Raw genomic sequence first — 18,023 nt, 5'->3', positions numbered from 1 at the left:
AACTATAGAAAATTGTTAGGGAGGAACCTAAACCTATGAAATCATTATCCAAAGTCCATCTATCTGCAGCTGCTGGGTTACTGGCAGTGCCATTATTATTATCGGGATGTAGTCTGCTAGGATCTGAACGTGCTGCACAAATTGATCCACCCCCTTCAGATATTGAATCCCAAATGCTGCAAGCTTCGTCCGTTGTGAATCAGACGAGTACGGGGAAGAACGCGGATAAAAAGTCAGATCCGACTACGGTTTATCTCGAGAATGGACAGGGATTGCTAGCACCCGTATCGTTGCACTTGCCCGATGGCAGCAAAGAAGGGAAATTAAACCGCTTATTGGAGTCCTTAGTGCAGGACGGAAGTTACGCTTCCGCTTTACCGGATGGATTCAAAGGTATATTACCAAAAGGAACTCAGGTTACTAATGTCACACTTAAAAATAAAGTAGCTATTGTGGAATTCAATAAGGAATTCAACAATTATAAAGCAGAGGACGAACGTAAAGTGCTGGAAGCCGTCACTTGGACGTTAACAGGCAGCAAAGATGTTCAAAATGTTCAGTTATGGGTGGATGGACAGCAGCTTAGCGAAATGCCAGTTGCACATACTCCTCTGAGTCAGCCGTTGAACCGTACCGTAGGGATTAATCTTGAACTTACACCAGGGGCAAGTGTCTCGCAGACAAGCCCAGTCACTGTATATTTTTCTGCGGCCACGCCTTCAGGTATTCCCTATTTTGTACCGGTTACTAGGCTTGTGCCTTCTGGAGAAGATGTGGTCAAGTCAGCCCTCAATCAGCTTATTCAAGGACCGACACTGGGCGATGGACTGGAGCAAGTGCTAACATCTAATACCGCTATAGATTCTGTGAATGCAGCTAAAGATGGTGTCGTTACGGTGTCTCTAACGGATGATATGTTCACCAAAGATCAGAAAATTCCGTCTCAGCTCTTACAATCTCTTGTACTCACTGTTACCGAAAACAATGCGAGTGCATCGAAAGTGAAAATTTGGGTGAACGGAAGCAAGGAAGTGCTGGGTGATGACGACAAAAATTATAGCGAGCCCGTATCTCGCCCCTTAGCATTAAATGACATTCCTATCTGAGAGGCTCACTAAACATAAGGTCAGATTTGATTTCTGAGGCCCATCTAGGCCTCTTTTTCTGTGTTTAGATAAGGAGTGAGCTTTACCCCAAGATGCTTTTATGGAATCACTTTGGTAGAATAGGGGAAGTATTAGACTGGAAGATACGTAGGAGGATACCCATGATTAGACAGAATGAGCGCCTTGGCAATCAGCGTAGGCCTATGAAATTGACTGTAGATATTAATAAATATGCGGAAGGATCCGTGTATATTGAAGTTGGAGATACCAAAGTCCTTTGTACGGCTACCGTAGAAGAGAAAGTCCCTCCATTCATGAAAGGGCAGGGCAAAGGATGGGTCACTGCTGAATACTCGATGTTGCCACGAGCGACACATACAAGAAATCAACGGGAGTCGGCACGGGGTAAGCTTACCGGACGTACGATGGAAATTCAACGTTTGATTGGACGTGCTCTTCGTTCTGTTATTAATTTGCAAGCATTAGGAGAAAGAACTGTCATTATAGACTGTGATGTCATACAGGCTGATGGCGGAACGAGAACGACTTCCATTACAGGTGCATTTGTAGCGTTAGCCATTGCGGTGAATAAACTTTCTCAAAAACATAATCTTTCCGTGTTTCCTATCACTGATTATTTGGCTTCGGTTAGTGTAGGCGTAGTAGGCGAAGAACTTTTGCTAGATCTGAACTATGAAGAAGATTCCAAGGCCAAAGTAGATATGAATGTGGTCATGACTGGAGAAGGCAAGTTTGTGGAAGTTCAAGGAACAGGCGAAGAGAGCCCGTTCTCACGGGATGAGCTAAATGGTCTTCTTGAGCTAGCTCAGCAGGGTATTCATGAAATGATCGCGCAGCAGCAAGAGATTCTGGGACCGATTGCTCTCAAAATTGGTTCAGGACAGTCTGGTCAAGGCGTATGACTAATCAAACTAAGCAGGTTCTTATAGTTGCTACTGGAAATTCAGGTAAGGTTAAAGAGTTCGTTCATGCTTTATCTTCGCAGGATACCATCGTCAAAAGCATGGCGGATTATCCTGATATTCCTGAAGTCATTGAAGATGGTCTGACTTTTGCTGAAAATGCACGCAAAAAAGCAAAGACTGTAGGCGATGTTCTTGGACTACGAGTGCTTGCAGATGATTCTGGATTATGTGTAGATCAACTAGAAGGTAGACCGGGAGTCTATTCCGCCCGTTATGCAGGTGAACATGCAAGTGACGCCGAGAACAATGAGAAGCTGCTTCATGATCTAGCCGAGCTTTCCCTTGGTGAAGATACGGAACAACCCCTGCTAAGTCCAGCGAGATTCGTATGTCACTTGGCGCTATATGATCCCGCTACAGGAGAATTTACGGAAGCGGAGGGCACAGTAGAAGGCATGATCGTATCGGAACCTGTCGGTCAAGGCGGATTTGGATATGATCCGCTATTTTATCTATCCAAGTACGATAAGACTATGGCGCAGCTAACGATGCAGGAAAAGCAAGCCATCAGTCACCGTGGTGAGGCACTTCGGCTTTTACAACAGAAGTTAGGGATCCACCCTTCTAGCTAAAATACGTATATCTAATCATGAAAGGACGGCCTCCCTTGGAGAGCCGTCCTTTTGTCATTTTTAAAGACTCTATTAACGAATTACAACATTATAAGCTTTAAGCCAGTGATTGACCTGCGTAATCCAAGCGAAGAGTTGTGGCCCAGACATAAGTTGCCCGAACCAAGGTAGATTAGACGAAGCTTCCTCGGAGGCGGCAATTTCAAGGATTTTATTTTTGTTAATTAAAGGGAGGATAGGCGAATTATTATCGTTCAGGATATCGAGGACTTGCTGCCTTACTACATTGAGATAGGCAGGATTATGTGTTTTGGGATATGGGCTTTTTTTACGGTAGAGTACATCTTCAGGAAGCACACCTTCGAGCGCTTTGCGCAAGATCCCTTTTTCACGATCCCCCGTCATCTTGATTTCCCAAGGAACATTCCATACATATTGTACGAGTCTGTGATCACAAAAAGGTACACGAACTTCTAATCCAGCGGCCATGCTCATCCGGTCTTTTCGATCCAGTAAAGTAGGCATGAAGCGGGTAATATTAAGATAAGACATGACTCTCATCTGAGCTTGTTTGCCCTTCTCGCCACTTAGCTTGGGTACCTCTTGCACCGCTTGACTATAACGATCCTCGATATACTGCTGAGGTTTGATCCATTGCCGTACTTCATCCGAGAGCAATTCAGTGCGAAGTGCTGTGGCGACGGACCAAGGAAACGTGCCGGAGTTTAGTAATTCATCGCGGTGGAACCAAGGATATCCGCCAAAAATCTCATCGGCAGCTTCACCAGAGAGCGCGACGGTGGCATTTTTTTTGATCTCACGACTGAATAAATACAGCGATGAATCTACATCCACCATGCCGGGTAGATCCCTAGCCTCTGTCGAGGCATTCAGTGCTTCCACAAGTTCAGGTGTATCGAACTGCACCCAGTGATGCTCTGTCCCAAGCTCCTCAATCATTCGCTTAATCCAAGGAGCATCTGCACCAGGCTGGTAGCTGTGTGCCTTAAAATACTTCTCATTATCTACATAATCCACAGAATAAGTATGAATGTTCCCTTGTCCTGTACGTTGGTAATAGTCAACAGCGAGTGCTGTTAATGCACTAGAATCCAGCCCTCCTGAGAGGAGTGTGCAGAGAGGCACATCCGATAGGAGCTGTCGTTCAACCGTATCTTGAAGAAGTTCGCGCAGTTTGGTGGCCGTCTGTTCCGTATTCTCTTCGTGAATATGACTGTCCAATTGCCAGTACGTATAGGTGGTGAGCCCACTTCTGCTATAGATCATGGCCCGGCCGGATCTAAGTTCATTTAGCTGACTATAGACGCCATGTCCGGGTGTACGAGCAGGTCCCATAATGAACACTTCAGCGATGCCCTCTGCACCAACAATAGGCTCAACTTTGGGATGCTGCAGAATAGCTTTGGGTTCAGACCCAAAAATAAATGTGTCTCCAATCTCACTGTAAAAAAGCGGCTTTACTCCTAAGCGATCCCGCGCAAAAAAGATATGTTGACGCTGACTATCCCATATAGCAAAGGCAAAAATACCGTTGAATTTGTCTACGCTGTCTGGTCCCCACTCGATATAGGCTTGCAAAAGAACCTCGGTGTCACAGCTAGTTTTAAATTTGCGTCCACGCTGTTTCAGTTCATCTCGAAGTTCAGGTGCGTTATATAATTCACCATTGTAAACAATGGTATATACGTAATCTTCCTCATGGATAACCATAGGTTGTGATCCATGATCTGGGTCCATAACACTAAGACGGCGATGTCCGAAAGCACACGGTCCAGAAATCCAAGTTCCTCGTGCATCAGGGCCACGCTTGGATAAGGTTTCTGTCATGGTAATCAACGATTCTGAATCTTGGGTCAAATCACGATTCCATTCAATAAAGCCGGTTATGCCGCACATGTAAGTTCATCCTTTCTCTATAGTAATTGACTATGCGGTTCAATTCCGCCGGTGTTAACAAATTATGCCGAAGAAAGGCATAAAATGTCTGTCCTTTATGGAAAACTACAAAGGCGGGGCCATGGAAAGGAGGAAGGTCATGAAAAAAACGTATTACGTTTCCGTTCAGGGACGTTCTGTATTGGAGGAAGAAGGTGCAGCCTCCTATGAATGGGCCATTGAAGCTACAGCGGAAGAAGCAGAGCAGCTCAAGCGGCAGCTTAATCTGATTGGAGAGACGGAGGAAGATGGATTTATCGACTTTATCTATCCATGGCCAGATACCCCGGAGGAAGGGGTAAATGCTAGATATTCAAAGCGAATGAAGGCGGTATTTCAAAGCATCTATGATTTAGGAACTTTAGAGACAAAAACGCAGATGGATCATTCATCATTAACCGAAGAAGTGCATACAAAGGAGTGAAGAGACATGTATTCAATTAAAGATGTCAATGTAACACGAACTACAGAATATAATGGGACGCCTTGTGCAGAAGTAGAAGTGACCACGCTTGGACATGAAGATCCCTCCCTTTTGGTGTATGTAGCTCGCAATGCGGAAGGTACAGACTTTGAAATAGTTCGTATGATCAAGAATGAATCGGATATTGTGATGGATTGGTACAATAACAATCTGCATAATGCCTATGAAGAAATAGCAGAAGAGAACTTCGGGGACGAAGGAGAATTAGATGCGGCCTTGCAGAGGGAAGAGTTCCGACATAGTCTTCTAGGTACTCATGGATTATTTGCACAATTGGAACTATCTCTTCCGACAAAAGACTAGGTCTTAGCTTGAATGGATCTTGGATATAGCAGACATATTCAAAGGTTTAACCATTAAAAAAACGGATCTCTCTATTCGATTAGAGGGAACCGTTTGTTTTTTCTAATATCTTTGATTCCAGTTCCCTTCCGTAAGTACCCGGATTCCTTGAACAATGTTATATACGAAAGATCCAAAGTAAATGATGGCGAAGATTAGAATATAGATAAGTAAAGATGCTGGATGATTGGAAGAAATAAATACAAAGTATAGTAACGGGATAGCTGCTAGAAAAGGAAATAGATGGGACATTAACGCTTTACTTGCATGCTTTCGAACGATAACATCTCCCGCAATGATCCATAGAATAATGGGGAAAATGAATGGGGCAAAGAAAATACTGAAGTAGGATAATGAAGAGAGAACTTGGCGCATGGACGACGCTCCTTTTTAGATACTATGTTATATATTACCCTTGTCCCCTGATAGTATAAGCATAAAAAAGCAGGACAACAATTTTAAAAAAGTCTTTGACAAGTTGAGGAGATAAGGTATAATAAATAACGCATCCTTTTTTACGGTGCCTTACATACTATGTCCCAGTAGCTCAGCTGGATAGAGCAACGGCCTTCTAAGCCGTCGGTCGGGGGTTCGAATCCCTCCTGGGACGTAACTCAGGAAAGTCCTCCCTTAGGGGAGGGCTTTTTTTATTTTTACTTTAATAATAGAGTATGTTCACTTGCGTTATTACATACGTACTGGCTTTGGTAGTCCCAATATCTCAAGTGCCTCACCTAAAGTATCTTTGAATTTCTCAGTCAACCATAGACGCAGGTGTAATTGTTCTCTCTCAGACTTAAGAATAGGACAGAGGGCATAGAAGTTACTGAACAAGGCAGACAACTCATTTGCGTAGCTACATAACGTATGGGGCGTTAACTCTTCACAAGCTTTCAACAAAGTATCCTGCCAAGTGCTAATATGACGAAGCAAAGCATACTCTGCTTTTTCTAGTGAAGGCATCTGCTGGGGCGTAGCTGAAATGAAGCCCTGTTCTTCAGCTTTACGCAGAACACTGGAAGCCCGGGCGTAGGCATAGAGTAAATACACCCCGGTGTTTCCAGAAATTTCAGTCGCTTGGTTGAAGTCGAATATGATTTCGGTCTGCAAATTGAATCGCAATACATAATATCGGATGGATGCTGTTGCTATATCTCGACTCGATAAGCCGGTACGATCGGAACGGTTTTTCTCAATGACTTTTTCCATGAGGGTGATAAGATCAGTTATCTTCACTCCGATCCCTTGGCGTCCCGACATTGCGTAAGAAGACTTTCCTTCAGAGATATCTATACCTAGAGCCACAGCCGAAGCAGGACTAAGCGAGACCACTCCGTAACTTACATGCTGAAGTTGATCTGCCTGTTCGGTATACCCGAGTAGCTCTAGCGCTTGTCTGACCATAGTCTGAGGATAGTGCTGGCGATAGTCAATTACATTGATGACGCGATCCGCTTGTCCGAATGCTTGAGCTATTCCCGAGGCATGTGTCGTCCATAGCGCATTCTCAAAAGGGCGATAAGCGAAGTCTTTATGCAATAGCCCAAATTTCCAAAGATGATAGGCAATGTCTTTAGCCGTGTAGGTCAGAATGCCGTTAGAGCGCACCAGAACTTTATCTTTCGTATATTCATCCTCATCCGTCTGATCTTCCAACACATCCTGTCTGAGAACCCAGCACCCGGCAAGTTTACCCGTCTGCATATGCTGAAAAAGAGGGGTCTTCTGTAATAACTCAAAGGCTGAGGACCAGAATCCTCCCCTCACAATATGGCTCTCCCATACCAAAAGGTCATAAGTAATGCCGAACTGTCTCATCTCTTCGATATGTTCATGAGCCATGCGCTCTGCAACCAATTCCCCCATCCAAGCCAGATTACTATGCCCTTCTTCAAGAGCATGGAGGACGTTTACCCGATGCGAAGTGAATTCAGGCTCCGCTTCATATAGTCTGTTCACCTTGCCATATAGATCCCAGCAATAATCTCCGAATCGATCATATTCTGCTTGAAGAGGGACATGAAGCATTCCTACTAACGTATCTGCAAGTTGATTACCAAGATCATCAATATAGTTATGTACCTCTACAGTATGGCCTGTCTTTCGTAACATGCGAACGAGGGTATCTCCGATACAAGCATTGCGAAGGTGGCCGATATGGGCCGATTTATTTGGGTTAATTGAAGTATGTTCCACTACAACCTTAGCAGTTGAGAGAGGAGGGGACTCCCATTCGATATGAACCCATTGATTCCAATCTACAAAACAATTGATAAATCCAGGTGCAACTACCTCGACCTTGCTAAGAATGGATGCATGCTGTTGACGATCCATGTGCTCTTTAATCCACCCAGCGATAATCATAGGAGAAGTGCGGAGGGATTTTGCCAGTTGTAGAGCAATACTGCTTGAGTAGTCTCCATGCTCTATGTGCGCAGGTTGCTCCAGTTGTATAGCGGGGACCTTAATTTCATTTAGGTTCTGGTCTTGATACAAATGTTGAACAGCTTCTGTTAAATGGGTGGTAATGATGTGACTTAGCATGTTTTTCTCCTCCTTAAAATAAAAAAAGCCCTCGTCTCTTAAGAGACGAGGGCTTATGCTCGTGGTACCACTCTCGTTGTTAGACGGGCTGTCTAACCACTCAACAGATAACGGTCTGGGCCGGATCTTCCTATGTTACAGTTCCAAACGTAAAGTTCGAGACTGCTAGTTCAGAAGACCTTCTCCTGGGTGCGTTTCAAAATGAATCTCTGTACCGGCTCTCACTACTTCCGGCTCGCTGATGACATAGAGATACATCCTTACTCTCCCAATCATGGAATTGTTTTGTAGGGTTTGTATCATTATAACGAAACTAAGATGAAAATCAATAGGTTATTTATCTTGAAGCTTCATCATGAAAGTGAACCTTGCTCCGCCTAAGGTAGAACGCGTGCAACTTAAGGTTGCCCCCATACGTTCAGCAATTTGGCCGCATATGGCAAGGCCAAGCCCGGTTACACCATCCTGACCTTTATAGAATCGTTCAAAAATAGCTTGAGCTTCTTCAGGCGGGACGCCGGGACCATCATCTTCAATATGAATGGCCCACAGCTTCAAGGATTGTTGATCTTCTGTTGAAGATAAGACTTCACCTTCTTCTACTCGCAGAAGTACCCTTGAATGGGCATGACGAATCGCATTTTGAATAAGATTGATAAGAACTTGAAAACATTGTTCTGCTGGAATGTTAGCAACGACCACATCCCCAATGACCTCAAGCCCAATATCATATTCTGAAGCTGCAGGGGCTAGCAGGGCAGCCGCTTGATCCGCCATATTTCGCATATCTTCAGTCGTATAAGGCCAACTTTCCCCTGGATGTTCCAGACGAGAAAGTTGTAAAAGTTTCTCTACCATGAGAATCATTCGTTTGGATTCCTTATGAATGACCTCAAGGCCTTGGTCGACTGTAACGACCTGATCTTTGATGGCTAGAGCATACCCTTGGATGGACATCAAAGGCGTACGCAGTTCGTGAGATACATTTTGCAGAAATTCCACTTGTGAGTGATGCTGCTTATGAATACGAGAAGACATGTCTTGAAACGTATTAATTAACTCTCCAATCTCTGTTCGATCTCCTTTAGGAAGCGGATGTTGCGGGCGGTAAGGCTCATATGAACTAACAGCTTGGGTGAGTTCTTTTAAAGGTTTTGTTGTTTTCCACACAGCCATGAGGCCGATTACTAGAACCACTAGAAAGCTAGCTAAAATAGAGACCATAGTCGTTAGCATCAGCTGTCCCGTAATTGCGCTTAAAGAGGACAAAGGGGCATACACAACGATCTGCAAGTTATCTGTAGTTAACTTTCTAGTAGCATAAAGCATCTTTTTGTTATCTAGCGGCATAATTCCATCTTCTTTTATAAGAGGCACATGCAGGCGGTAGCCCATCTTGCTGGGATGACTAGCAGCGACAACGACTTGATCTGAATTAATGATGAAATAGTCCACATTATAGAGTCTATTTTTAAAATGCAGTTTAAGATCGGTTGGATCTAGAGCATGGAGATCTTCATTTAAAATTTCAATTGCTTTTCCAATCTGCCCGTGTAGTTCCGATTTGGCTTGATCTATCGTAAGGCTATGAATGAGTCGAACAAAAAGAAACACAGTGATAGCAACCGTAATGAACATTCCTGCGATTAATGAAAACAAAACACGCCCGCGTAAGGTTCTCATGACTGTCTCACCATAGATTTGTAACCGAAGCCCCATATTGTATCAATTTGGAACGTGGATTGTTGTTCGGATAATTTTTTGCGAATTCTTTTGACTAGATCATCGACTACCCGGACATCCCCCAAATAGTCATAATTCCATATCTGCTGAATTAACTGTTCTCGAGTAAATGGGCGTTCAACGTGTTTGGAAAAAAAAAGCAGCAAGTCATATTCCCTTGATGTTAGGGCCATATCTACTTGCGCAGATCCCCCAATCTCCTCGCTGCCCGTATCCTGTATAAATACTCTTCGGAATTCCTCATTCACGTTCAGATTACCCGCTTGAATAAGTCGAATTGTAGTTTCGCCAGGCTCTGATTCGATGGTTCTACGCACTAGGCGAAGCATGGATTTCACTCTGCCTACTAGCTCTCTTGGATTAAATGGTTTGGATAGAAAATCGTTACAACCCAGTTCTAAACCAATGATTCGGTCCATCTCATCGCCCCGAGCCGATACCATAATAATGGGCATCTCGGTAAATGTACGTAGTTCAGTTAATAAAGTAAGGCCATTTATATGTGGCATCATGATGTCCAGAATCAAAAAATCTGGATTGCATGCTTTAACTTGATTAACTAACTGCAAACCATCAGGAAATTCAGAGACGGTGAAGTTTTCCTTTCTCAAATATTCAGAAATCAGCCGCAGAATAGAAGGGTCATCATCTACTACAAAAATATGTGTCATGTCTGCTGCCTCCCTCAACATGAGAATGAATGATGCTTGTCAGCTTAATCTATCAAATTAAAGCTTAAACGGGAAGGCCTCAGCCTTCCCGTTTGTGCGTTAGCTTATTTTTTAGTTGTTGTTTTTGTTGTTGTTTTTGTTGTTGTTTTAGCTGGCGCTTTAACGACTGGTTTCTTGGTAGCTTTGTGATGTGTGTTTTTGTGATGCTTGTGTTTAGCTTTGTGATGTGTACATTTATGATGTTTTTTGGCTGGTTTAGCCGTTTTTGTATGTGTAGCCTTTACTGTCGCTTTATGGGCTACTTTTACTGACTTAGCTGTTTTCTTCGTGACTGGCTTTGCAGTAGTTTTAATAGGTTTTGCTGTAGTCTTCACAGTTTTCACCGTTGTTTTGCTCACGATTGCGGGTTTAGCCGTAGTCGTTGTTACAGTTTTTTGAGTTGATTTTACAGCGGGTTGTGCTGGACTTGCAAAGGCGCTACTTACTCCAACTACCAAGCTCATTGCGGTTAATACGGATACTAGACTCTTTTTCCAATTCAACATCATCATCACCTCTTCTTAAGATTGATTTCATCTTATCAAGCGCCTATGAGAGGCTCATGTGAGAATTGTGGAAAAAGGATGTGAAAGGAAATCTAGTTCATATTCCTTTTAATTCACTTTGATTTTATTGGAACCGGCCATAGTTCTTAACTCTGCATTTAACTTCTCTTGGTCCTCCGTATTTAGATATAAGGCAAGGCCGTAAAGGTAATGATCTGATTGCTGAGAATTCTGCCATCGAATCTCTGTATTAAAAATTAATTTTTCTTCATTAAGTTGAAGATGAATTTTCCCTCGAATGGTATGTGCAGAGGCGTGAAGGTCGAGTGGAATACGTATTTTGCATCCACCACGGCTAAGATCAATGAGTTCTGCTTCTGCAAGTTTTGTGTTCATAGCCTTACCATTAATTTCATTAATTTCGATTGCACAAGGCAAAGGTAACTCCAAGGAGTAACGGAAAGGTTCTTTTCTGTGATTAATAGCCGAGTAAGTATCCGAATGTAAGTTCATAGTTATAGTTACCTCCGCAATAAGTGATATATTTCCGATTATATCCAATCTGTGACGAGAGAGATATATATATTCCAAAAGGCGCAGGCCTAACGACCCGAAAAATCATGGAATTTTTAAACATTTTACAAACCATTACAAATCTATCGAACGCTATTAACAAAAGTATATGAAAATGACAATATAAACACTTTGCTTTTGAGGAGATGGGTATAGCCGATGAGAAATAGTAAAGTATTCAGTATGCTGGTGGCTTCAGCACTAGTAACTACGGTTGCAGCAGCAGGGTCTGCACAAGCAGCCGCCAAACCGGTTAAACCTAGTCAGACAGTTGCCCCGGCCAAAACTACTGCCAAATTTAAAGTCCTGAATTCAAATGTTCAGGTAGATGGTCAGAATAGTATTGTGAAGACTATTCAAGTAGGAACTGAAAAATTGTATGCCGTTCGTGATCTAGCTGATGCTGTGAGCGCAGGTATTCAATTAGGTAAAGGTGACATTCAGTTGACGGATTCCCATGGCTATCATACCGTGAGCATTCGCCCAAATGTAAAAACATTACAAGTGGATGGAGCATCTCAAGATTACACCACAGCGCCTAAAGTTCAGGATGGCGTAGTATATGTCGAGCTGGAAGCCACAATAAATGCACTGGGAGCGGAACTTACAAGCACAGGCATTTATAGTCAACAAAGGCTTGAAGGCGATTTTTCATCCCCATCTTTCAATGATCAAGGTCAAGTTATTGTAACCAAGAATGATGGCGATGCTCTACAAGTATTTGCTTTGAATGCAGCGCTTGGAACACCAAACCAAATCCTTACCTCCAATGAAAGTGCAGCGGGAGCAGCGATTTCACCGGATCGGAAATGGGGAGCATTTGCGAATGAAAGTGGTCAGCTTTTCGTATACGACCTTGCCAATGGACTTGCGAAGCAAGTTGGGGCAGACAGCAGTACAAAGACTGATCTAATCTGGTCGGCGGACGGCAAAAAGATTTACTTTATCCAAGGAGACAAACAAGAGAAAATTTCTTACATAACAGTAGAGGACGGCAAAATTACCGAACTCTTGGCAGATAAAGTAGAAAATAAGTCGGATTTACAAGTGGATGCAACAGACAAGAAAATTGCTTACTTGGTTAACGTTACAGGCGTTGCCAAAAATGATGCTGATAGTACAGAAGATTCTCTGACTATCGATTACACTGGAGCCGGAGCTCAAGTGTATAGCTTAGACACCGTTACAAAAGGAGCTAAGCCTGTACAATTGACCAAGACTACGGATAACAAGCTGCTTCCTTCTTTCCTTTCCGATGGCAGCTTAGTATACGTCAGTGCAGATCCAGATGATAAAGCAGGAATTGGTTCATTGAAGAACATCTCTGTAGATGGCACCAAAACGACAGATCTCGTTAAAGATATTGATGTAACCCTCGATGTTGTGACTCGTGAAGGCAAACTGATTGTGGCTGGAATCAAGGCGGATGGTAAGACGGGCGTATTCGAAGTTAGTGCTACTGGTACCAAAACAGAGCTTTATAACACAGCGGATGATGTAAGCGAAGTCGCTGTTTCTAAAGACGGCAAGTTGGTTCTCATTTCAGGCGGCAAGGTAGTTATCGTTCAAGGCAATAAAGGCATCGAACTTACAAAATAATGGTTTAAAATCGAAAGGGGTTCACTTTTCATGAAACTTGTTAAAAAATTATCTTTGGTAGCTGTTGCGGCTGCATTCGTTATTTCTTCTGCAGGTGTTGGCTCTACTGCACAAGCGGCAGGATCAATTTCAGGCAAAATCACAATTAATGGTTCTACTGCACTTCTACCTTTATCACTTCAAGCAGCAAAAGAATTTCAAAGATTGAATCCAAAAGTTAAAATTGCAGCTTCTGGTAAAGGTTCTGTAACGGGTCCTCAAGCTGTAAATAAAGGCATTGCAGATATCGGAGCATGTGACTGGGATGCAAGCACAGACGTTCCAGGATTCAAAGCGTTCTCAGGTCAAGTAGCCAATAAAGTAGCTGTAATTCCTTTTGCTACAGTAGTAAACAAGAGCGTTGGCGTGGATAACCTAACTACAGACCAACTTAAAGGAATCTTCAGTGGTAAAATTACGAACTGGAAAGATGTTGGCGGCGCGAACGCAGACATCGTTGTAATTACTCGTGCATTTGGTTCAGGAACACGCGTTAACTATCAAGCAAAAGCACTTGCTGGTGGGGATATCACTAAGAAAGACAAGAACTACAAAGAAGTTGGATCAAGCGGCGACATGAAAACAGCAGTATCCACTACACCGAACTCTATTGGATATATTGACTTGGTATATGTAAGTGGTGGCGATTTGAAAGCTGTGAGTTTCAATGGTGTAGCTCCAACTGCGGATAATGTGGTTAAAGGAACTTACAAAGTGTGGTCTTATGGTTACTATATGACTAAAGGTCAACCAACTGGTGCTACTAAAGCATTCATTGACTATGTACAAAGCAAGAAATTCCAAGATAGTTCATTGAAGAAATTGAAATTCATCCCGATTTCTTCCATGAAATAAGATTTACTTCTACAGGAATACCTTGAATGAAATAGCATGAATACAGACCAGCCCCTTTTTGGGGCTGGTTGCTGTGTGGGAGGAAATAGAAGAGATGAGTACCCATGTGAATGATTTAGCCAGAGGTGAAGCACCTAAGCTCAAAGAACCGGTGAACCGTTCAGGCTGGAACCGAGCAGCTCGGGTTCGTTTTACGAATAAACTATTTAAGTCCTATTTTTTATTCAGTATCTTGGCCTTATGTCTAGTATTAGCACTTGTTATTTTCTTTATTGGAAAAACAGCTTTACTTACGTTTCGAGATATTTCTTTTGCTCAATTCTTTTTGTCATTTGATTGGACGCCCGAAGAAGGAAAATTCGGAGCTGCATCTTTTATCATCAATACTTTATCACTTACGTTGCTAACGATGGTCTTCGCTGTGCCTATATCTGTAGGACTCGCCATTCTTATAGCTGAAATTGCTCCAAAGTGGCTGAAATCATTCATTCGCCCGGTACTTGATTTGCTAGTAGGCATCCCTTCCATTGTCTATGGATATCTAGGACTTACGGTGTTAATTCCCATAATTCGTAACTTGAGTGGGGAAAATTTAGGGGATGGTTTGCTTGCGGCTTCTATTGTCTTAACCATCATGATCCTCCCGACCATCAGTCGAATTAGTGATGATGCAATCACGGCTGTACCCAAAAAATACCGTGAAGCCGCATATGCGCTGGGATCTACACGACTTCAGGTGATTTTCAGAGTAGTGTTGCCTGCGGCAATGAGAGGTATTGCAGCTGCTGTAATCTTAGGGATGACGCGTGCGATCGGGGAGACGATGGCTGTGGTGATGGTCATTGGGAATACCGCTCAGCTGGCTAAATCCTTTTTCACCCCTACATCTGTACTCACGAGTAATATCGTTATGCAAATCTCGAATGTTGAATTTGACTCGACTTGGAACTATGCGCTACACATGATGGCATTCTTGTTGCTTATAATCTCTTTTGGCTTAATTATGTTAATTCGGTTTATTAGTAGACGAGGAGGACATACCGCATGAGCAGCTTCACGCCTACACGCAAAAACAAGCGATCGATCGTCTGGGATAAGGCAGCAACAGGATTATTTTATCTGCTAGGAGCTATGGTATTGTTGTTTGTCTTCTGGCTTCTCTATACCATCCTGAGCAAAGGACTCCCGGGTATAAATTGGCAGTTCTTGACGAAGCTTCCTGAGGAAATGGATGTGGGTGGCGGTATTGGACCGGTGTTATTCAACTCGTTCTACATTCTGATATTGTCTTTGCTTTTCTCCATTCCGATTGGAGTAGGGGCAGGGATTTATATGGCCGAGTACGCGCCAAATAATAAGTTTACGGAAGGTCTACGCATCTGCGTGGAGACATTATCTTCCGTGCCGTCCATTGTTTTTGGATTATTAGGTTTAGCGATATTTGCGGAGTATTTCGATGTGGGTCTAACGATTCTCGGCGGAGCTGTGAGCTTGGCATTTTTAAATCTACCTACGCTCGCTAGAGTAACGGAGGAAGCAGTACGTTCTGTGCCTACAGATCTTCGCAATGCCTCTTATGCCCTAGGAACAACAAAGTTTCAGACAATTCGTACGATTATTTTGCCTGTATCGATGCATGCCATTATTACAGGAATTTGTTTAGTAGCAGGCCGTGCCTTTGGTGAATCCGCCGTAATTCTATTAACTGCAGGATTAAGTACTTCTGGAGAAATGTGGGACTTCAATTTATTTTCACCGGGAGAGACGCTTGCCGTACATCTATGGTACGTTCAGTCCGAGGCAATCGTAGAAGATGCCAAACAAATTGCTGATAAATCTGCAGCCGTTCTAGTATTCGTTGTACTATTTATGAATCTTTTGTTCCGTGTTCCTTTGTGGTTCAATAACCGCAAACTAAAAAGATAATTTAATGATAATGTAAAAAAACAAAGAGCGTCTCTCTTAAGACCAGATTCTGGCTAAGAAGAGACGCTCTTTTTATCAATGTATCAATCGTATATGAGATAAAGTAGCCATCTGTGTTTATTTAGCTAGCAACTCTTGAATATCCGCTTCAATAGCAGAAGGTTCAGTCCGAGCGCTATATTGTTTGATGACTTGTCCCTGCTGATCTACGAGGAACTTAACAAAGTTCCATTCGATGTCACCGGTGTTAAAGGGAGCAGGAGTTTCTTTGACTAGATGCTGAAATAACGGATGAGCGTGTTCACCTTTCACATCTACTTTGGCAAATAGCGGAAATGAAATTTGGTAATTCGTCTCACAGAATTGTTTGATTTCTTCCTCAGTACCTGGCTCTTGGCCTGCGAATTGATTGGAAGGGAATCCAAGTACCGTGAAGCCTTGGTCCTTATAAGTTTCATAGAGGTGCTGAAGTCCTTTATAATGCGGTGTAAGTCCACATCCACTAGCCGTATTCACAATCAAGAGAACTTGTCCTTGGTAGGATTGTAGCGTTGTTTGATCGCCATTAATCGTAGTTACTTGAATATCATAGATGGACATGATCATTCCTCCTTATATTTGCCTCACCCTTTAACTATATCCTTTCAAGCCGGTGAACTCAATTAAGAGCAGGAGAGAACAAACCATTTTATCTGGAAACATAAAAAAAGTCTCTTCCCAATAGAGGAAGAGACTTTTTCGTACATTATACGTCCCAGGAGGGATTCGAACCCCCGACCGACGGCTTAGAAGGCCGTTGCTCTATCCAGCTGAGCTACTGGGACAAAATTAATGAAAATTACAACAAAAAACATCTTACCATATGCTGGCTTGCTAATCAACTTATTTTTTATCTAAGTTATGTGAAACACACTTATCGGTTCATTTTCAGAAATAGATATTCCTGTGCTATAATCTTTAGCAAATTCAAGTGCGGAAGTTTGGAGGAGATATCTCATTAGTGAATTAGGACCCGATGGAAGGGACAACGTTGTATTGTTTCCCAAGACACTCGATTTTTACCAAATGGAATTGACTCGTATGCTCGAGACAGAGCGTTACGGTGAAGCTGGAGAGTTGCTTGAATTCTTACTTGGCTGCCAAGGGCAAGATTCTAGGCAATATGAAGAATGGAATGCGTTGCTACAATGGCTCAAGGATGCTTTCCCTACCTCGTTAGATGGGACAAGCGAAGGAAGCTCTGAGCCTGACAGTGAGGAAGACTTGGCTAGGCAACATATTGAATCGAAGCTTGCTTTAGACAAAGATTACGGACATAAGTTACTCCATGCAGCTATGGAAGGGCCTTTATCAGAACATTCCTTGCTTGCGCTGGAACAATTATCGTATGTGGATATGCCTGAGATTGATGATGCCTTGCGAGAATGGCTTCAGAGAGAACAACTACATCCCTTGGTGCAATATCATGTGTTACAGACTTTGAAGCGCCGCGGAGCAACGGGTAGTGTTAAGTTCTTTAGAGGCCAGGAAGCTGTGGATATTGAGCTTGACACCACTCCTTTAAAGTCAGCTGATTTTCCGCCTCCTATCCATCATATATTGGACCGCGTAGCTGAGCAGACCCAAGTACACAACCCAAATTTGTTCTACTTTGCTCAGGAATTGTGGTTTCAGTTCGTCATGGGAACTTACGGAACGATGGATTATCGATCGATGTTATCGGACGAAGATAGTACGCTGGATATATGGGCCGCAGCTTTGCATCAGACCGTTTCAGAAAGTCTTCCTGATGGTAAAAGTGATGAAGAAATTCGCTCTACATATGGTATTACGGATGCGCTTCGATTGAGGTTTGAGCAGGTTTATAGATCCATGAAGCAGTTCGTAGGCGCAGTGCGCCAGAGGTAAAGATAAGGACTCGTTTTTCCTGACGTTGTCAGGTACGGGTGTACTTGTAAAACCGTTAGTTTTTGTTTATAATGTAATGGTTGTTCTATTTCTGAACGTGAAATCGACAAAGTATTGAAGCCGGATACATATCAGGACTCAATAGAGTGAACTATTTTGGAGGGGAAAGCATAA

18 protein-coding genes, 2 tRNA genes and 1 other annotated feature are annotated in these 18,023 nt (G+C 42.9%); of the genes, 11 read left to right on the top strand and 9 right to left on the bottom strand.

What is annotated here, in order from left to right; all coding sequences use genetic code 11:
- Positions 1 to 35 precede the first annotated feature (35 nt).
- The 3 genes from J2Z69_RS07175 (at position 36) to J2Z69_RS07165 (ending at position 2,664) form a co-directional block, all read left to right on the top strand.
- Complete coding sequence (locus tag J2Z69_RS07175; RefSeq protein ID WP_209860690.1) at positions 36 to 1,106, top strand: GerMN domain-containing protein; 1,071 nt, start codon at positions 36 to 38, stop codon at positions 1,104 to 1,106.
- Between the two features lie 161 nt (positions 1,107 to 1,267).
- On the top strand, positions 1,268 to 2,029 hold the full coding sequence (gene rph / locus J2Z69_RS07170; RefSeq protein WP_209860689.1) for a ribonuclease PH: 762 nt from the start codon (positions 1,268 to 1,270) through the stop codon (positions 2,027 to 2,029).
- On the top strand, positions 2,026 to 2,664 hold the full coding sequence (locus J2Z69_RS07165; protein ID WP_209860688.1) for an XTP/dITP diphosphatase: 639 nt from the start codon (positions 2,026 to 2,028) through the stop codon (positions 2,662 to 2,664). The genes rph and J2Z69_RS07165 overlap by 4 nt, the downstream gene beginning before the upstream one ends.
- Before the next feature lie 72 nt (positions 2,665 to 2,736).
- Here the strand turns inward: J2Z69_RS07165 and asnB are convergent, their stop codons facing one another.
- The gene (asnB, locus tag J2Z69_RS07160; RefSeq protein ID WP_209860686.1) at positions 2,737 to 4,581 is read right to left on the bottom strand and encodes an asparagine synthase (glutamine-hydrolyzing); all 1,845 of its coding nucleotides are present in this window, start codon (positions 4,579 to 4,581) and stop codon (positions 2,737 to 2,739) included.
- Positions 4,582 to 4,720: 139 nt separating this feature from the next.
- On the opposite strand from asnB, the gene J2Z69_RS07155 reads away from it, so the two are divergent.
- A complete protein-coding gene (locus J2Z69_RS07155) occupies positions 4,721 to 5,044 on the top strand; it encodes a hypothetical protein (RefSeq protein ID WP_209860684.1) in 324 nt (107 codons plus the stop codon).
- A 6-nt stretch (positions 5,045 to 5,050) separates the two neighbouring features.
- Positions 5,051 to 5,407, top strand: coding sequence for a hypothetical protein (locus J2Z69_RS07150; RefSeq protein WP_209860682.1), 357 nt, complete (start codon positions 5,051 to 5,053; stop codon positions 5,405 to 5,407).
- A 102-nt stretch (positions 5,408 to 5,509) separates the two neighbouring features.
- Here J2Z69_RS07150 and J2Z69_RS07145 read toward each other — a convergent pair whose 3' ends face one another.
- A complete protein-coding gene (locus J2Z69_RS07145) occupies positions 5,510 to 5,821 on the bottom strand; it encodes a magnetosome magnetite crystal formation protein family (protein WP_209860680.1) in 312 nt (103 codons plus the stop codon).
- 161 nt (positions 5,822 to 5,982) lie between these two features.
- Between J2Z69_RS07145 and J2Z69_RS07140 the strand changes: the two genes are divergently transcribed.
- A tRNA-Arg gene (locus J2Z69_RS07140) sits at positions 5,983 to 6,056 on the top strand.
- A 77-nt stretch (positions 6,057 to 6,133) separates the two neighbouring features.
- Here the strand turns inward: J2Z69_RS07140 and J2Z69_RS07135 are convergent.
- From J2Z69_RS07135 to J2Z69_RS07115, 5 genes are all read right to left on the bottom strand, one after another.
- Positions 6,134 to 7,990, bottom strand: a complete 1,857-nt coding sequence (locus J2Z69_RS07135) for an arginine--tRNA ligase (RefSeq protein ID WP_209860678.1) — start codon at positions 7,988 to 7,990, stop codon at positions 6,134 to 6,136.
- A 38-nt stretch (positions 7,991 to 8,028) separates the two neighbouring features.
- Positions 8,029 to 8,275, bottom strand: a binding site (T-box leader).
- Between the two features lie 48 nt (positions 8,276 to 8,323).
- Positions 8,324 to 9,673 carry a sensor histidine kinase gene (locus J2Z69_RS07130; RefSeq protein ID WP_209860676.1) on the bottom strand — a complete coding sequence of 450 codons (1,350 nt, stop codon included), beginning with the start codon at positions 9,671 to 9,673 and terminating at the stop codon, positions 8,324 to 8,326.
- On the bottom strand, positions 9,670 to 10,404 hold the full coding sequence (locus tag J2Z69_RS07125) for a response regulator transcription factor (RefSeq protein WP_209860674.1): 735 nt from the start codon (positions 10,402 to 10,404) through the stop codon (positions 9,670 to 9,672). The genes J2Z69_RS07130 and J2Z69_RS07125 overlap by 4 nt, the downstream gene beginning before the upstream one ends.
- 104 nt (positions 10,405 to 10,508) lie before the next feature.
- Positions 10,509 to 10,949, bottom strand: a complete 441-nt coding sequence (locus tag J2Z69_RS07120) for a hypothetical protein (RefSeq protein ID WP_209860672.1) — start codon at positions 10,947 to 10,949, stop codon at positions 10,509 to 10,511.
- Between the two features lie 108 nt (positions 10,950 to 11,057).
- On the bottom strand, positions 11,058 to 11,462 hold the full coding sequence (locus J2Z69_RS07115; protein WP_209860670.1) for a PilZ domain-containing protein: 405 nt from the start codon (positions 11,460 to 11,462) through the stop codon (positions 11,058 to 11,060).
- A gap of 219 nt (positions 11,463 to 11,681) precedes the next feature.
- Here J2Z69_RS07115 and J2Z69_RS07110 point away from each other — a divergent pair, with 219 nt between their 5' ends.
- From J2Z69_RS07110 to pstA, 4 genes are all read left to right on the top strand, one after another.
- Positions 11,682 to 13,121: a TolB family protein gene (locus J2Z69_RS07110; RefSeq protein ID WP_209860669.1), complete on the top strand. Its 1,440-nt coding sequence runs from the start codon at positions 11,682 to 11,684 to the stop codon at positions 13,119 to 13,121.
- Between the two features lie 30 nt (positions 13,122 to 13,151).
- The gene (locus J2Z69_RS07105) at positions 13,152 to 14,015 is read left to right on the top strand and encodes a phosphate ABC transporter substrate-binding protein (RefSeq protein ID WP_209860667.1); all 864 of its coding nucleotides are present in this window, start codon (positions 13,152 to 13,154) and stop codon (positions 14,013 to 14,015) included.
- 94 nt (positions 14,016 to 14,109) lie between these two features.
- Complete coding sequence (pstC, locus tag J2Z69_RS07100) at positions 14,110 to 15,063, top strand: phosphate ABC transporter permease subunit PstC (RefSeq protein ID WP_209860665.1); 954 nt, start codon at positions 14,110 to 14,112, stop codon at positions 15,061 to 15,063.
- Positions 15,060 to 15,941, top strand: a complete 882-nt coding sequence (gene pstA / locus J2Z69_RS07095) for a phosphate ABC transporter permease PstA (protein WP_209860663.1) — start codon at positions 15,060 to 15,062, stop codon at positions 15,939 to 15,941. The genes pstC and pstA overlap by 4 nt, the downstream gene beginning before the upstream one ends.
- A 117-nt stretch (positions 15,942 to 16,058) precedes the next feature.
- Here the strand turns inward: pstA and J2Z69_RS07090 are convergent, their stop codons facing one another.
- Both J2Z69_RS07090 and J2Z69_RS07085 read right to left on the bottom strand, forming a co-directional pair.
- Entirely contained in the window at positions 16,059 to 16,541 is a 483-nt protein-coding gene (locus tag J2Z69_RS07090) for a glutathione peroxidase (protein ID WP_209860661.1), read from the bottom strand.
- Positions 16,542 to 16,691: 150 nt separating this feature from the next.
- Positions 16,692 to 16,765, bottom strand: a tRNA-Arg gene (locus tag J2Z69_RS07085).
- A 256-nt stretch (positions 16,766 to 17,021) separates the two neighbouring features.
- Here J2Z69_RS07085 and J2Z69_RS07080 point away from each other — a divergent pair.
- A complete protein-coding gene (locus J2Z69_RS07080; protein WP_245339118.1) occupies positions 17,022 to 17,849 on the top strand; it encodes a hypothetical protein in 828 nt (275 codons plus the stop codon).
- The last annotated feature ends 174 nt before the right edge of the window (positions 17,850 to 18,023 follow it).

Source organism: Paenibacillus shirakamiensis, from assembly GCF_017874255.1.
GTDB classification, from domain to species: domain Bacteria; phylum Bacillota; class Bacilli; order Paenibacillales; family Paenibacillaceae; genus Fontibacillus; species Fontibacillus shirakamiensis.
The sequence above is the reverse complement of the archived record's forward strand: the minus strand, read 5'-3'. Positions and strand labels throughout refer to the sequence as shown.

What these genes read in the sequence shown, in the direction of transcription:
- J2Z69_RS07175 (WP_209860690.1), top strand. Translation starts at nt 36, where the DNA reads ATGAAATCATTATCCAAAGTCCATCTATCTGCAGCTGCTGGGTTACTG.
- rph (WP_209860689.1), top strand. Translation starts at nt 1,268, where the DNA reads ATGATTAGACAGAATGAGCGCCTTGGCAATCAGCGTAGGCCTATGAAA.
- J2Z69_RS07165 (WP_209860688.1), top strand. Translation starts at nt 2,026, where the DNA reads ATGACTAATCAAACTAAGCAGGTTCTTATAGTTGCTACTGGAAATTCA.
- asnB (WP_209860686.1), bottom strand. Translation starts at nt 4,581, where the DNA reads ATGTGCGGCATAACCGGCTTTATTGAATGGAATCGTGATTTGACCCAA.
- J2Z69_RS07155 (WP_209860684.1), top strand. Translation starts at nt 4,721, where the DNA reads ATGAAAAAAACGTATTACGTTTCCGTTCAGGGACGTTCTGTATTGGAG.
- J2Z69_RS07150 (WP_209860682.1), top strand. Translation starts at nt 5,051, where the DNA reads ATGTATTCAATTAAAGATGTCAATGTAACACGAACTACAGAATATAAT.
- J2Z69_RS07145 (WP_209860680.1), bottom strand. Translation starts at nt 5,821, where the DNA reads ATGCGCCAAGTTCTCTCTTCATTATCCTACTTCAGTATTTTCTTTGCC.
- J2Z69_RS07135 (WP_209860678.1), bottom strand. Translation starts at nt 7,990, where the DNA reads ATGCTAAGTCACATCATTACCACCCATTTAACAGAAGCTGTTCAACAT.
- J2Z69_RS07130 (WP_209860676.1), bottom strand. Translation starts at nt 9,673, where the DNA reads ATGAGAACCTTACGCGGGCGTGTTTTGTTTTCATTAATCGCAGGAATG.
- J2Z69_RS07125 (WP_209860674.1), bottom strand. Translation starts at nt 10,404, where the DNA reads ATGACACATATTTTTGTAGTAGATGATGACCCTTCTATTCTGCGGCTG.
- J2Z69_RS07120 (WP_209860672.1), bottom strand. Translation starts at nt 10,949, where the DNA reads ATGTTGAATTGGAAAAAGAGTCTAGTATCCGTATTAACCGCAATGAGC.
- J2Z69_RS07115 (WP_209860670.1), bottom strand. Translation starts at nt 11,462, where the DNA reads ATGAACTTACATTCGGATACTTACTCGGCTATTAATCACAGAAAAGAA.
- J2Z69_RS07110 (WP_209860669.1), top strand. Translation starts at nt 11,682, where the DNA reads ATGAGAAATAGTAAAGTATTCAGTATGCTGGTGGCTTCAGCACTAGTA.
- J2Z69_RS07105 (WP_209860667.1), top strand. Translation starts at nt 13,152, where the DNA reads ATGAAACTTGTTAAAAAATTATCTTTGGTAGCTGTTGCGGCTGCATTC.
- pstC (WP_209860665.1), top strand. Translation starts at nt 14,110, where the DNA reads ATGAGTACCCATGTGAATGATTTAGCCAGAGGTGAAGCACCTAAGCTC.
- pstA (WP_209860663.1), top strand. Translation starts at nt 15,060, where the DNA reads ATGAGCAGCTTCACGCCTACACGCAAAAACAAGCGATCGATCGTCTGG.
- J2Z69_RS07090 (WP_209860661.1), bottom strand. Translation starts at nt 16,541, where the DNA reads ATGTCCATCTATGATATTCAAGTAACTACGATTAATGGCGATCAAACA.
- J2Z69_RS07080 (WP_245339118.1), top strand. Translation starts at nt 17,022, where the DNA reads ATGCTCGAGACAGAGCGTTACGGTGAAGCTGGAGAGTTGCTTGAATTC.